We start from the raw sequence: 13155 nt of genomic DNA, 5'->3' as shown, positions 1-13155 counted from the left end.
CGTGTTCCTACTGCAGTACGAAGTTAGTAAAGAGCAACTGCTCGACCACCACCTTGCCGACTTCCTTCTGCGCCACTTCCTGCACACTGGCAGTGGCTTTCTGACGCAGCATTTCCTGACCGACCGGGGTCGCCAGGGTGTCGAAGCTCTGCCCGGAGAAGAGCATCACCAGGTTGTTGCGGATCACCGGCATGTGCACCTTGAGTGCGTCCAGGTCGGCCTGGTTACGCGCCAGCATGGTGATGCTCACCTGCATGTAGCGCTGACGGCCGTTCTGGTTGAAATTGGCCACGAAAGCCGGCGCCATTGGCTCGAAGATCGCCGCCGGCTTGACGTTGCTGGCAGCCTCCGGAGCGGGGGCCGGTTTGCTTTGGGCACTGTGCATGAAGTACCAGGTCGCGCCGACGGACGAGCCGATCGCCAACAACAAACCCAGGACTATCAGGAGGATAAGCTTGAGTTTGCTTTTCCCTGCGGGTGGTTTCTCTGCTGCTTCACTCTTCGCCATGCCAATAATCCGTCACTAATCGGGTTTTCACAGTCGCACGGCAAGGCAAGAGCAAGTGTTATGCCAGATTTGTCTGAATAGTCTTCAGCCGAAGGCCCAGAGTGATGCCGCGACGACTGGGCGCTGGAACGCAGGCGGGAATAAAGCAGAAGGCGGGAGCGAGCGCTCCCGCCCCTGGGGTCAGGCGTAGTAGTCCACGGCACTGGAGCCGATCACTGTCGCAGGAGCGGCGGCGATTTCCGCCACGCCTTGCGGCAGTTCATCGTCGGCCGCATCCAGCAAGCCGCCGGACTGAGTGCCGCTGCTGCGGTTCTGGCCCTGCTGCGCCTGCTCCTGGCCCTGCCAGCCACGGTTCTGGTCAGACACATTGACATCCACCTGGCCCAGCCCCTGCTGGTTGAACATCTCACGCATACGGTGCATTTGCCCTTCAAGGGCCTCACGCACACCGGCATGGGCGCTCATGAAGGTCACCTGGGTCTGCTGGTCGGGAATCATGTTCACGCGGATATCCAGGCGCCCCAGCTCGGCCGGCTGCAACTGGATGTCCGCCGACTTGAGGTTGACGCTGGACAGGTACATGACCCGGTTCACCACCTCTTCGCTCCAGCCGCTCTGGTGCATGGCCAGCGGTTGGTTGACCGGCACCACGTTGGCGGTCTTCGGCGTGGCCGCCTGAGTCAGGGCCGCCAGACGGTTGGCAAAGTCATCCACCCGGGTATCGCTGGACGCGCCCTTGAGGTCTTTCAGGCCGTCGTCGATCAAACCGCTGAAGGCTTTGTCGCCGCCTTGCTCGGTGCTGTCCTTGCTGGCTTGCACGTCGAGCATGCTGGCCATGCCATTGGCGAAGTTCTGGGCCGACGTCAGTTCGCCGTCGGACGCAGTACTGGCCGTGCTCGGTGCGGCTTTCGGCTGGGCCTGGCTGGAGGCCGATACATGACCGCCCTGCTCCATGGCCAGACGGACCGCCGGCAAGGCGTCCAATGGGTCGGCCTCGGGATCGAAATCAGGCTCGGCCGGCAAGGCTGCCGCCGTAGCCACCACCGCAGCAGCAACCACGGGCTGCACTTCCACCTCAGGCTGAGTCACTTCGACTACCGGTGCAGGCACGTCCGGCAGTGGCGCGGGCTGGGTGACTTGAAGCTGGCTCGGATCCAGGCTCGGGTCGGCCGGGGCGGCATCCGCCAGCGGAGCGTCGCTCGGCTGACCATCGTCGCTGGCCACGGTGTCATCGCTGGCGCCCGGTTTATCGGCAGGCAAGGTATTGCCGCTATCGGCAACCTCCGGCTCGGGGGCGGCAGCCTTATCGGCAACGGCGTCTTTCTTGCCGCCGGCATCGGCACCCTTGTCACGGGCCGGACGGACCGGCGCATCGTTGACGCTGGCTGGGGAGTTCTGCGATTGCTTGGCATACACCTGTGCGAAGCTGGACGCTTTATCCCCGGGCTCAGCAACGTTCGCCAGCGGATTGGCAGGGGCGGCTTGCGTCTTGGCCTGGGAAGCGGCCTGAAGCAGCACATTGGGGGTAAGAGGCATAAATCGGTCTCCGCTGCACGGGTTCGTAGGTACAGGTAGAAGACTTGACTGCAAAGGTCGGGCCAGGTTGCTCAAGATGGCCGATCAAGCTCGCACTCAGCAGTGAAAACGCTGGCGCTCTTGCTCGCAGAGGCGCCGTACAATGGCGAACTCGCCATCGATTTCACCCACCAGCCTATCGATACCCACCCGCGACGGTTGCCTGGCGCACAGCTCCAGTTGATGGCACAGCTCGGCGAGGCGCAAGGCCCCCATGTTGCTGCTGCTGCCTTTGAGGCTGTGGGCTGTGGCGACCACCACTTCATAGGCATCATCCGCCCTGTGCAGCGAGCGCAGGCGCTCTTCGGAGTCATACACAAAGGTGTCCAGCAACACTGGATACTCGTCCTCCATGACTTCTTGGAGGGCACTCAGCACGTCTTGGCTCAGATGAATCTCAGACACTTGTTCACTCCTTGATCAAGAATGGACGGATTATGCCAGAGCCTCCCAGGAAAACTCCACGCACGCGCAGCGCCCATCGTCCGACCAGGTCGCCTGCTGACTCAGCTGGCGAATCAGGCTCAGCCCCCTGCCCGACAGGCGCCCGACATCGGCAGGGCGAGCCAGCACCCGCGCCACATCGAAGCCTTCGCCGCTGTCCTCGACCCGAATGATCAAGCGCCCGCCCTGCCCCTCGGGCAATACCTGCAAGTGCACCCGGACAAACCCTTGCTCCAGAGCCGCCAGGCGACTGCTGCGCTCGCCGTAATAGCGGGTGAACCCCTGGGCATCGCGCTTGAGCCGAGAGTCCAGCTGCAACACCCCGTGCTCCAGGGCGTTGGAATAGAGCTCGGCCAGCACGCTGTAGAGGGCGCTGCTCTGCCCTCGTAGGCCGTGCACTTCAAGCAGCAGTTGCAACAGATAGGGCAGCGGATTGAAACGTTTGAGGGTGTCCGCACGAAACTCGAAGCTCAGGGACCAATCCAGGGGGCAGGACTGACCGCTGTCGGAATACACCGGCAGCGACGGCCTGACTTCGCCCAGCGGCAACAGACTGACTTCGACCATGCTGACGTCATCGCGCGCCTGCCCGCCAAAATCCGCCAATGCCTGCTCAATCTCCTCGAACAGCCGGGACGCCTGGCGATTGGCGCGCAATACCCGCAGCAGGCGCTCGACGCCAAAGAGTTGATCACGGGCGTCGCAGGTGTCGATCACCCCATCGGACAACAGGAACACCCGATCCCCAGGCGCCATGGCAAAGACTTCGGTGCGGTCGTCAAAATCCTGGGCCGCCAGCACCCCCAAGGGCAAGTGCCGGGACACCAGCGGCGTGCGTACCCCACTGGCCACGGCGTGCAGGTAGCCATCAGGCATGCCGCCATTCCATACCTCCACGGCGCGCCGCTGGAAGCTCAGGCACAACAGGGTGGCGCAGCAGAACATATCCACCGGCAGGATGCGCTTGAGCTTGGCGTTCATCTCGCGCAGGGTTTCCGGCAAGCCGTAACCCTTGGCGGTCATGCCGTAGAACACCTCCGCCAAAGGCATGGCACCCACCGCCGCGGGCAAGCCATGCCCGGTGAAATCCCCCAGCAGTATGTGCATGTCGCCGGCCGGGGTGTAGGCGGCCAGCAGCAGGTCGCCGTTGAACAAGGCATAAGGCGATTGCAGGTAGCGAATGTTCGGCGCGTCCAGGCACCCCGAATGGGCCACCTTGTCGAACACGGCCTTGGCCACGCGCTGCTCGTTGAGCAGGTAATCGTGGTGCCGGGTGATCTGGTCGCGCTGCTGGAGCACCGTGTCTTGCAAGCGGCGCAGGCGATCCATGGCCTTGATCTTGGCGGCCAGGATCACCGGGTTATAGGGCTTTGCCAGAAAGTCGTCGCCCCCGGCGTCCAGGCACCGGGCCAGGGCCTCGCCCTCGGTCAGGGAGGTGAGAAAAATAATCGGCACCAAGGCATCGCCGGCCAGTTGTTTGATCTGCCGAGCCGCCTCGAAGCCGTCCATCACCGGCATCAAGGCGTCCATCAGGACCAACTGCGGACGCAAGCGCCTGAACAGCGCCACCGCTTCGGCACCGTCACAGGCCGTCAGCACTTCGTGCCCCTGACGGCGCACGATGCTGGCCAGCAACAGGCGATCGGCTGCGCCATCCTCGGCGATCAGCACACACAGGGGCTCAGCCATGGACGACAGGCCGCTCAAGAGATATCGAAGAGCTTGTCGAAGTTGGAAATGGCGAGAATCTTGCGCACGTCGGAATTGCTGTTGATCACCCGCACATCGGAGTGGTCGCCGCCGGCGTGATCACGCAGCAACAGCAGCATGCCCAGGGCCGAGCTGTCGAGGTAAGTGGCGTCCTTGAGATCCACCACGATGGAATCGGGGCGAGTGTCGAGCCGCTCGTAGGATTCGCGGAATTCCTGATGCCGCCCGAAATCGAAGCGACCTTTGATGGAAATCGTGAGTTTTTGCCCGTCCGGCGACATTTCAGTAACGACTGACATGAACAGCTTCCTTGTCATTGACGACGAGTAAAAGGTTTAGCACCCACTCGGGACATGGACAACCCGCTCAAGACAAATAGGCGTCAAGGGTAGAGGTTCTGTCGCGGCAAGCGCTGGGACAGCTCGTCCAGCAGCTTCTGCTCGCGCTTGTCCTCCAACTGCCGCGCCTCATCCACATAACGCTGGACCAGCTTGCGCAGGCCCTCGACCCGAGCGTAGGCCTGTTGCCAGGTCTCACGGGCGCGATTGAGGTTGTTCTGGTGCCAGGCCAGGCTTTGCCGCTGCTGAGCCACAGCCGTTTCCAGCTGATTGAGGAAGTGCTGGTAGTTCATCAGCCAATGGCCGGAAACCCCGTGCTGGCCGCGGTCGATCCACTGCTGTTGGTATTCGCCGCGAAAGCGCTCCAGGTCCCCCAGCTTGCTTTCCGCCAGGCGTACCTGACCCTGGAAATGCCCGAGACGCTGGGCAGCGGTGCGCTCGGCGCTTTCAGCCATGTCCACCACGGGCGCCAGGCGCGCTGCACGGCTAGTGGCCATGGCCGGTTAGCCGCCCGCCGCAGGGGCGAAGACCATCTCCAGATGGGCCTCGCTTTCACCCAGGCTGATGCTGTCGTTCAAGCCCTGGCGCAAGTAGACCGCCATCGACGGCTGCAGGGAGATGGCCGCATCGGTTTCCCGGTCGCCGCCAGGCACATAGGCGCCGACGCTGATCAGGTCCCGAGCCTGTTGGTAACGCGACCACAACTGCTTGAAGTACTGCGCACGAGCCATGTGCTCCGGAGACACCACCGCCGGCATGACCCGACTGATGGAGGCTTCGATGTCGATTGCCGGGTAATGCCCTTCCTCGGCCAGACGCCGGGACAACACGATGTGCCCGTCGAGCACGCCCCGCGCCGAGTCGGCAATCGGGTCCTGCTGGTCGTCGCCTTCGGAGAGCACGGTATAGAAGGCGGTGATCGAACCTCCCCCGGCTTCGGCGTTACCGGCCCGCTCCACCAGCTTCGGCAGCTTGGCGAACACCGACGGCGGGTAGCCTTTGGTGGCGGGCGGCTCGCCAATGGCCAAGGCGATCTCCCGCTGAGCCTGGGCAAAACGGGTCAGGGAGTCCATCAGCAACAGGACATTCTTGCCCTTGTCGCGAAAATATTCGGCAATGCGCGTGCAGTACATCGCAGCGCGAAGACGCATCAGCGGCGCGTCGTCCGCTGGCGAGGCCACCACCACAGAACGCTTGAGGCCTTCTTCACCGAGAATGTGCTCGATGAATTCCTTGACCTCACGCCCCCGCTCACCGATCAGCCCGACCACGATAATGTCGGCCTCGGTAAAGCGAGTCATCATGCCCAGCAACACACTCTTGCCCACGCCGGTACCGGCGAACAGCCCGAGACGCTGGCCGCGGCCGACCGTCAATAATCCGTTGATACTGCGAATGCCCACGTCCAGCGGCTGGCTGATGGGGTCGCGTTTGAGGGGGTTGATGGTCGGGCCGTCCATCGGAACCCAGTCCTCGGCCTTCATCCCGCCCTTGCCATCGAGGGCGCGGCCGGCACCGTCCAGCACCCGACCGAGCATGCTCATGCCCATGGGCAGGCGACCGGCGTCGGCCAAGGGCACCACTCGGGCGCCAGGCGCGATCCCGGCAACGCTGCCCACCGGCATCAGGAACACTTTGTTGCCGGAGAAGCCCATGACTTCGGCTTCTACCTGCACCGGGTGGTAACTGTCGTCGTTGATGACCATGCAGCGAGTGCCCATGGCCGCTCGCAAGCCCTCGGCTTCCAGGGTCAGGCCGACCATGCGCAGCAAGCGCCCTTCCAGGATCGGCTGGCCCGGCAGTGCCACGGCCTCGGCGTAAGTGCCCAGGCGCTTGGCGAAGCTGGTGCGTTCAAGGCGCATCGGGTTTTTCCAGTTCAACCTCGGCGACGGCCGCGGTCGCCGGCGCACTCACGGCACCCAACTCGACCTGCAGGTCCGCCTCGGCCGGATGCAGCGCCTGCTCATGAAGCTGATCGAGCACCTGATCCATGGCCTTGGTGATGCGGGTTTCCATGCTGGCGTCGATCCGGCTGTGCTCGGTTTCGACCCGACAACCGCCCGGCAGCAGCGCTTCGTCCTCGACGATGCGCCAGCTCTCTTCATGACGCTCGCGCAGGCTTTTGATCTGCTCGAAGTCCTGAGGATTGACGTACAGCCGCACATTACCCACGCCCAGGGGCAGGAGTTTTAGGGCTTCGCGCATGACGTGTTCGATCTGGCTGGAATCCATCGCCAGCTCACGCTGGATCACCTGGCGGGCAATGTGACGCACCAGATCCACCAGGGACCTTTCAATCTGCGTGTCCTGCTCGGCAATCGGCTCGAAGAGGTTGCCCATGAGCAACTCCAGGGCCTGCAGCTTGGCGCCCAGGGCCACTTCGGCTTCCTGGCGGACCTTCAAGGTGGTGCTGTGGAAACCTTCACGCTCGCCGGTGGCAAACCCTTCGTTATAGGCTTCCTGGCGAATGCTCTCGAGCTCTTCGAGGGTCAGTGGCTGGACTTCCTCCAGCGGCACCTCCTCCATCTCCACCGGCAGTTCTTCGACCGGTTCGGGCTCTGGCTCAGGCACATGGGGATCAAAACTGGGCAGCGCCCAGATGTCGAAACCTTCGACATCCCGGGCGCGAATCAGGTCGCTATGGGCTTCATCACTGCTGGACGACATAAAGCGACCTTAGATCATTTCTTCGCCGCCCTTCCCACCGAGAACGATTTCTCCGGCTTCGGCCATACGGCGGGCAATGGTAAGGATTTCCTTCTGCGCGGTTTCCACATCGCTGACGCGCACCGGGCCTTTGGCCTCGAGGTCGTCGCGCAGCAGTTCCGCCGCCCGTTTGGACATGTTCTTGAAGATCTTTTCCTTGACGCCTTCGTCCGAACCCTTGAGGGCCAGGACCAGCACATCGGAAGAGACTTCGCGCAGCAACGCCTGAATACCCCGATCATCAACATCGGACAGGTTGTTGAACACGAACATGAGGTCTTCGATCTGACCGGACAGGTCTTCGTCGACTTCGCGGATCGAGTCCATGAGCTGGCCTTCGATGGAGCTGTCGAGGAAGTTCATGATGTCTGCCGCACGCTTGATACCACCCAAGGTGGTGCGCGAGGCATTGGAGTTGCCGGAGAACTGCTTCTCGAGAATCTGGTTCAGCTCTTTCAGGGCCGCCGGCTGCACGGTGTTCAACGACGAGACCCGGAGGATGATGTCCAGCCGCGCCTTGTGGTCAAAGTTACCCAGCACTTCACCGGCCTGGTCGGGGTCGAGGTACGCCACCACGATCGCCTGGATCTGTGGGTGCTCGTAGCGGATCACGTCGGCCACGGCCCGCGGCTCCATCCATTTCAGGCTGTCGAGGCCGCTGGTGTTGCCGCCCAGGAGGATGCGATCGATCAGGCCGTTGGCCTTGTCTTCGCCCAGGGCCTGGGTGAGCATTTTACGCACGTAGTCATCGGAACCGACGCCAAGGCTGGTCTGATCGCCGACAATGTCGACGAACTCGCTCATCACCTGTTCGACCTGCTCACGGTGCACGTTGCCCATCTGCGCCATGGCCACACCCACACGCTGGACCTCTTTGGGCCCCATGTGGCGCAGCACTTGCGCGGCATCGGTGGACCCCAGGGACAGCAGCAGAATCGCGGCTTTGTCGACCCGGGTCAGTTTGGCGGTAGCGGCTCGGTTATCACTCATCTGCGTTAATCCACTCTTTCACGACCTGAGCCACACGACCCGGGTCTTCAGCCACCAGACTCTTGATTGCGTTCAACTGAGCGTCATAACCCTCGCTCGGGCTTGGCAGCAGAATGCTCTGCGGACCACCGAGGCTGACGCGATCGTTGGCCAGTTCGCCGTCCAGGCCGCCCATGCCACCGAGTTCGACATCGCTGCCCAGGCCTGCCAATTCCTTGCTTCTGCCGCCACCGGTGATGTTGTTGAGCACCGGACGCAGCACGCCGAACACCAGCACCAGGATGAACAGGACACCCAGCACTTGCTTGACGATGTCCCAGAACCAGGGTTGCTGATAGAACGGCGTTTCGGCGATCACTTCACCGCGATCAGCCGAGAACGGCACGTTGATCACGCTGACACTGTCGCCACGACTGGCGTCGAAACCGACGGCGTCCTGCACCAGGCGTGTGAAGCGCGCCAATTCGTCGGCGCTCCATGGGGCACGGGTGGTTTCACCGTTGGCGGCATTGACCTTGGTTTGATCGTCCACAACCACCGCCACAGACAGGCGATTCAAGCGACCCTGCTGTTGCTTGGTGTGGCTGATGGAACGGTCAAGTTCGAAGTTCTTGGTAGATTGTTGACGCTTGTCGGCCGGGTACGGGGCCAACATCGGCTGGCCGGTGGCCGGGTCCATGATCTGTTGGCCGTTGGCATCAAGCAGCGGCTGGCCGGGCTGCACCATCCCCGCCGAGGCGGTGGCGCCACCGGTGGTTTGCGGCGCGCTGGCCGGTGACGGTGGCTGGTTGCTCAGGGCACCCGGAACGCCTTGCGGGCCGTTGCTGCTGGAGCGCTGCTCATTCACCGACTGCTCGCTGCGCAGGGCCGGCTGGTCAGGGTTGAACTGCTCCGAAGTCGATTCGACGGCACTGAAGTCCACGTCAGCGGACACTTCGGCCTTGTAGCGGTCGTTACCCAGCACCGGTTGCAGGATGTTGTGCACACGCTGAGTGAGCATGCTTTCCATGCGGCGGCTGTAATCGAATTGCTTGCCGGCCATGGTCAGTTCGGAGTTTTCCGCCTGATCGGAGAGCAGGTTGCCCTTCTGGTCGACCACAGTGATCTGTGACTTGCTCAACTCGGGAACACTGGTCGCCACCAGGTTGATAATCGCCAGTACCTGGCCCGGCTCCAGGGAGCGACCGGAATACAGCTCAACCAATACCGAGGCGCTAGGCTTGCGTTCATCACGCACAAACACCGAGCTTTTTGGAATCGCCAGGTGCACACGGGCACCCTTGACGTTGTTCAGGCTGGAGATGGTCCGCGCCAGCTCGCCTTCCAGGCCGCGACGGTAACGGGTCGCTTCCATGAACTGGCTGGTGCCCAGGCCTTGCTCTTTATCGAGGATTTCAAAACCGATGTTGCCATCACCCGGCGCTACGCCAGCGGCGGCAAGTTTCAGGCGCGCCCGCGACAGGTCGTCAGCCTTGACCAGCAAGGCGCCGGAATTGGGCTCAACGGTATAGGGAATGTCGGCAGACGCCAGGGTGTCCATGACTTGCTTGGCATCCATACCCGCCAGGCTGCCATACAACGGACGGTAGTCGGGCTGCTGAGACCACAGCACCACGCAAAACCAATCGCCACGCTCGCAGCCAGACCGACCAACAGGCCTATCTGACGCAACATGGTCATCTCGGAAAGGTTTTCCAGAAAGGACAAGCCGAACAGCGGCGGTTTGCCGTCTATCGGGGTGGCCTTGGCCGGTACGTTATCGGCGACTGCTTCTGCCATGACTCAATCTCGTCCTTAAACCGGCATCTGCATGATGTCTTGGTAGGCCTGAACCAACTTGTTACGCACTTGGGTCAACGCTTGAAAAGACACACTGGCCTTTTGCGAGGAAATCATCACGTCCGTCAGATCAACGCCGCTCTTGCCAATTTCAAAGGCACTGGCCAGCTGACTGGAAGCCTGCTGAGTGTCATTGACCTTGTTCACGGCCTGCCCGAGCAAGTCGGAGAAGCTGCTGCCGCTGACTTCCGGCACTGCGACGGATTTCGGCTGAGCCATGGCATCCATTTGCATGGTGCGCATGTCCAACATCAACCGATTAAATTCAATACCTTGGCTCATGGTCTACTCTCTCTGACGACCCGCAATTTTTTGACACTCACGCAGCGGTTAGTGAGGTGTTAGCAACAAGGGTGCCAGCTCCATGGCTGCACCGACAAAAGCCCTTCGCGAAGCCGATTCCACAACACTCAGGTGGCAAACAAGTAAGCCTCGACATCCATTCCGGCATCGCGCATCTGCGCCAGTTTGTAGCGTAGGGTGCGCGGGCTGATGCCCAGGCGCTCTGCAGCTTCCTTGCGACGCCCACGCTCGGAGCGCAGGGTGTCGATGATCATCTGGAACTCGCGGCGACGCAGATCATCACCCAGCGCCCCCGCCGACTCGGCCGCCAGGGCATCGACTTCCTTGGGTACGATGCGCAAATGGCTGGACGGCGCTGCGGCCAGGGCCGGCAGCGGGGCGCAGGCCACCGGGCCGGCCAGGCAGAAATCTTCCGGCTGGATCAAGCCGCCCTGCTGCAGGATCAATGCGCGCTGGATGGCGTTATCCAACTCACGCACATTACCCGGCCAAGGGTAAGCCTCCAGGCAAGCCTGAGCCTGGACGGAGAGCCGAGCCGCCGCGTGCTTCATTTTATTGACGTGCTTGGCCAACAAGCGCTCGGCCAGCGGCAGGATATCGGCGGTGCGCTCGCGCAACGGGCGCCAGGCCAGGGGAAACACCGACAAACGGTAGTAAAGGTCTTCACGGAAACGTCCGGCCGCCACTTCACCGGCCAAATCACGGTTGGTGGTGGCCACCACCCGGATGTCCAGACTGATCGGCTTGCGCGCCCCCACCCGCTCCACTTCCCGCTCTTGCAGCACGCGCAGCAGCTTGGCCTGCAAGCCCAGGGGCATTTCGGAAATCTCATCCAGCAACAGGGTGCCGCCGTCGGCTTGCTCGAACTTGCCCGCCTGGGCCGCGATGGCTCCAGTGAAGGAACCCTTCTCATGACCGAACAAAGTGGCTTCGAGCATGTTGTCGGGAATGGCCGCACAGTTGATGGCGATGAACGGTTGATTGGCACGATGGGAATGCTGATGGATATAGCGCGCCAGCACCTCCTTGCCGGTCCCGGACTCACCGGAAATCAGCACCGTGGAGTCACTGCGCGCCACCCGAGCAGCCAATTCCAGCAGCTGCGCACTGGCCGGCTCGAAGGCCACCGGCCCCTCGGATTCTGCACCGCTCAGAGTACCCAGGGCATGGCGCGCCACCAGATCCAGCAAGGCCCGAGGCTCGAAGGGCTTGACCAGATAATCGGCAGCACCTTGACGCATAGCCTCCACCGCTCGCTCGACGGCACCATGGGCCGTCATCAGCAGCACCGGCAACTGGGGCTGGCGACTACGCAGCAAGCCGAGCAACTGGTGACCGTCCATGCCCGGCATATTGACGTCACTGACCACCAGACTGAAGGCTTCTTCCGCTACCGCGCTCAGCGCCTCTTCCGCACTACCGACAGCACGATAGTCGTGACCAGCCAGCAGCAGGGTATCCGCCAGGGCCTCGCGCAATGCGCGATCGTCTTCGACCAGTAACACCTTGATTGCCATGTTCTTCATTCCCCTCCATGGGCGCCGCAGAACAGCGGCAACGTGACCAGCGCACAGGTGCCGCGCCCCGGGCGAGAACGCAGGGACAACTCACCCTGGTGAGCACGCGCCACAGCCTTGACCACGGTCAGGCCCAGCCCGGTGCCGTTGACCTTAGTGGTGTAGAACGGCTCGCCCAGACGAGCCAGTACGGCAGCATCGATACCGCTGCCGCTGTCACTGACGCACAGGCGCAACTGGTTATCGCGGCTATACAGATGCACCTTCAGGCGCGCCTGTCCGGCGCTGGCTTGAATGGCGTTTTCCAGCAAATTGAGCAATGCCCCGACCAGGGTGTCGCGATTGCACAGCAACTCGCCGATATGGCTGTCGCACTGCCAGCGAATCGACACGTCCTGGACCTGGGTCAGGGCCGCCGCCTGCAGCGACTGCATCAAGGCACCCGGACTGACCCGATCGGTCAACGGCAACTCGCCGCGGGCGAACACCAGCATGTCGCGCACCTGGTGCTCCAACTCGTGCAAACGCTCCTTCAAGCGCCCGGCGAAACGCTGCTGGGTGGCGACCGGCAACTCTTGCTCGGTCAAGTGGCTGGCATAGAGCAAGGCGGCGGACAGCGGCGTGCGGATCTGGTGAGCCAGGGAGGCGACCATGCGCCCCAGAGAGGACAAGCGCTCATGACGCGCCAGTTGATCTTGCAGATGTCGGGTTTCTGTCAGGTCATTCAGCAGCACCAACTGCCCGGGCTCGGCATCCAGTGAGCGGGTGGCAATGGACAGACGCCGACCGTCCTTGAGGGAAATTTCGTGCCCATCGTCCTCTCGCGGCGCAAAGCTGCGGGCGATGATATGCCGCCACAACTCCCCCTCAAGGGGCAGGCCCAGCAGTTCGCAGGCAGCGGGGTTGGCTTCACGGACAATGCCCTGGCCATCGATGACGATCACGCCACCCGGCAACAGGTCGAGGAGATTTTGCAGACGATTGGCCAGACGCTCTTTTTCCGCCAATTCCTGCATACGCTGGGCGCTGACGACGGCCAGTTCGCCCTTGAGCTCGGTCACCCGCGCCTCAAGCATGCTGTAGGAGTCAGTAAGTTGGCTCGACATCTGATTGAACAAGGCAAAAGCCTGCTCAAGCCCCTGCCGGCTCGCCTGCTCTACGGACGACGATTGACCCTGGGCATCAGGGACAGGAGACATCTGGGCGGCTTGGGGCATCGTGCTCT

General features: G+C 62.5%; 11 protein-coding genes and 2 pseudogenes. All 13 read right to left on the bottom strand.

The window, feature by feature from the left end; all coding sequences use genetic code 11:
- Positions 1-7: 7 nt before the first annotated feature.
- Complete coding sequence (gene fliL / locus M1B34_RS29790; protein ID WP_123330119.1) at positions 8-508, bottom strand: flagellar basal body-associated protein FliL; 501 nt, start codon at positions 506-508, stop codon at positions 8-10.
- A 180-nt stretch (positions 509-688) separates the two neighbouring features.
- On the bottom strand, positions 689-2044 hold the full coding sequence (locus M1B34_RS29785) for a flagellar hook-length control protein FliK (protein WP_268267001.1): 1356 nt from the start codon (positions 2042-2044) through the stop codon (positions 689-691).
- A gap of 96 nt (positions 2045-2140) precedes the next feature.
- Positions 2141-2488 (bottom strand): Hpt domain-containing protein, encoded by a 348-nt coding sequence (locus M1B34_RS29780; protein WP_341870563.1) that lies wholly within the window; start codon positions 2486-2488, stop codon positions 2141-2143.
- Between the two features lie 30 nt (positions 2489-2518).
- A complete protein-coding gene (locus tag M1B34_RS29775) occupies positions 2519-4216 on the bottom strand; it encodes an ATP-binding SpoIIE family protein phosphatase (RefSeq protein ID WP_425273556.1) in 1698 nt (565 codons plus the stop codon).
- Positions 4217-4230: 14 nt separating this feature from the next.
- Positions 4231-4536, bottom strand: coding sequence for an STAS domain-containing protein (locus tag M1B34_RS29770; RefSeq protein WP_123330112.1), 306 nt, complete (start codon positions 4534-4536; stop codon positions 4231-4233).
- 83 nt (positions 4537-4619) lie between these two features.
- Positions 4620-5072 carry a flagellar export protein FliJ gene (gene fliJ / locus M1B34_RS29765; protein ID WP_123330109.1) on the bottom strand — a complete coding sequence of 151 codons (453 nt, stop codon included), beginning with the start codon at positions 5070-5072 and terminating at the stop codon, positions 4620-4622.
- Between the two features lie 6 nt (positions 5073-5078).
- Positions 5079-6437: a flagellar protein export ATPase FliI gene (fliI, locus tag M1B34_RS29760; protein ID WP_123330107.1), complete on the bottom strand. Its 1359-nt coding sequence runs from the start codon at positions 6435-6437 to the stop codon at positions 5079-5081.
- On the bottom strand, positions 6427-7242 hold the full coding sequence (gene fliH / locus M1B34_RS29755; RefSeq protein WP_268267000.1) for a flagellar assembly protein FliH: 816 nt from the start codon (positions 7240-7242) through the stop codon (positions 6427-6429). Before fliH ends, fliI begins: the two co-directional genes overlap by 11 nt.
- 9 nt (positions 7243-7251) lie before the next feature.
- Positions 7252-8271 (bottom strand): flagellar motor switch protein FliG, encoded by a 1020-nt coding sequence (gene fliG / locus M1B34_RS29750; protein WP_123330103.1) that lies wholly within the window; start codon positions 8269-8271, stop codon positions 7252-7254.
- Positions 8264-10050 (bottom strand): annotated as a pseudogene (fliF, locus tag M1B34_RS29745) (flagellar basal-body MS-ring/collar protein FliF). Before fliF ends, fliG begins: the two are co-directional and overlap by 8 nt.
- A 15-nt stretch (positions 10051-10065) precedes the next feature.
- Positions 10066-10392 (bottom strand): flagellar hook-basal body complex protein FliE, encoded by a 327-nt coding sequence (fliE, locus tag M1B34_RS29740; protein ID WP_123330099.1) that lies wholly within the window; start codon positions 10390-10392, stop codon positions 10066-10068.
- Between the two features lie 128 nt (positions 10393-10520).
- Positions 10521-11930, bottom strand: coding sequence for a sigma-54-dependent response regulator transcription factor FleR (fleR, locus tag M1B34_RS29735; protein WP_268267010.1), 1410 nt, complete (start codon positions 11928-11930; stop codon positions 10521-10523).
- Position 11931: 1 nt separating this feature from the next.
- Positions 11932-13129: pseudogene (locus M1B34_RS29730) on the bottom strand (sensor histidine kinase); the annotation flags it as partial.
- Positions 13130-13155 lie beyond the last annotated feature (26 nt).

The sequence above is a fragment of the Pseudomonas morbosilactucae genome, assembly GCF_023241715.1.
Classification (GTDB): domain Bacteria; phylum Pseudomonadota; class Gammaproteobacteria; order Pseudomonadales; family Pseudomonadaceae; genus Aquipseudomonas; species Aquipseudomonas morbosilactucae.
This window is presented reverse-complemented; position numbering and strand designations above follow the sequence as displayed.

What these genes read in the sequence shown, in the direction of transcription:
- fliG (WP_123330103.1), bottom strand. Translation starts at nt 8,271, where the DNA reads ATGAGTGATAACCGAGCCGCTACCGCCAAACTGACCCGGGTCGACAAA.
- M1B34_RS29785 (WP_268267001.1), bottom strand. Translation starts at nt 2,044, where the DNA reads ATGCCTCTTACCCCCAATGTGCTGCTTCAGGCCGCTTCCCAGGCCAAG.
- fliJ (WP_123330109.1), bottom strand. Translation starts at nt 5,072, where the DNA reads ATGGCCACTAGCCGTGCAGCGCGCCTGGCGCCCGTGGTGGACATGGCT.
- fliI (WP_123330107.1), bottom strand. Translation starts at nt 6,437, where the DNA reads ATGCGCCTTGAACGCACCAGCTTCGCCAAGCGCCTGGGCACTTACGCC.
- fliH (WP_268267000.1), bottom strand. Translation starts at nt 7,242, where the DNA reads ATGTCGTCCAGCAGTGATGAAGCCCATAGCGACCTGATTCGCGCCCGG.
- fliL (WP_123330119.1), bottom strand. Translation starts at nt 508, where the DNA reads ATGGCGAAGAGTGAAGCAGCAGAGAAACCACCCGCAGGGAAAAGCAAA.
- fliE (WP_123330099.1), bottom strand. Translation starts at nt 10,392, where the DNA reads ATGAGCCAAGGTATTGAATTTAATCGGTTGATGTTGGACATGCGCACC.
- fleR (WP_268267010.1), bottom strand. Translation starts at nt 11,930, where the DNA reads ATGGCAATCAAGGTGTTACTGGTCGAAGACGATCGCGCATTGCGCGAG.
- M1B34_RS29775 (WP_425273556.1), bottom strand. Translation starts at nt 4,216, where the DNA reads ATGGCTGAGCCCCTGTGTGTGCTGATCGCCGAGGATGGCGCAGCCGAT.
- M1B34_RS29770 (WP_123330112.1), bottom strand. Translation starts at nt 4,536, where the DNA reads ATGTCAGTCGTTACTGAAATGTCGCCGGACGGGCAAAAACTCACGATT.